We start from the raw sequence: 504 nt of genomic DNA on the forward strand, positions 1-504 counted from the left end.
TTGCCAAACTGGGCGTCGATCTCTCGGATGCGCGGGCGAGCCGGCGCGTGTTCTGCCGCCCCTGCCTCGACTGGAGCGAGCGCCGCCCGCATCTCGCAGGCTCCGTCGGCGCCGCGCTGGCGCAGATCGACGACGCTGATCCGATCGGAGCCGTCGACGTCGCGCGCGACGTACGCGCGGTGCTCGACCGCAATGGCCACATTGCGTCGCGTGGCGTTGCGCGCCAGCGTCTACGCGACTTAGCCGGCGGCTGGCTGGTCGAACGCCGACGGGCCGTCGGTGAGGTGGCCGAGGTGACGTGGGCCGATCGCGACCCGTTTCACTGGGCGCTGGAGGTTCCGGAGGTCAGCGCACACGGCGGGTTCGACGCGATCGTCGGGAATCCGCCATTTCAGGGCGGTAAGAAGATCAGCGGTGCGGTCGGGAGTCAGTACCGCGACTACCTCGTCCAATGGGTAGCAGGTGGCAGACGCGGCAATGCTGACCTGGTCGCCTACTTCTATC

1 pseudogene is annotated in these 504 nt (G+C 68.7%); it reads left to right on the forward strand.

Annotated elements, in window-relative coordinates:
* Positions 1-119: pseudogene (locus I6F37_RS38670) on the forward strand (transcriptional regulator); the annotation flags it as partial.
* Positions 120-504: the final 385 nt, after the last annotated feature.

This window comes from Bradyrhizobium sp. NBAIM08 (genome assembly GCF_020193935.1).
In the GTDB taxonomy this organism is placed as follows: Bacteria; Pseudomonadota; Alphaproteobacteria; order Rhizobiales; family Xanthobacteraceae; genus Bradyrhizobium; species Bradyrhizobium yuanmingense.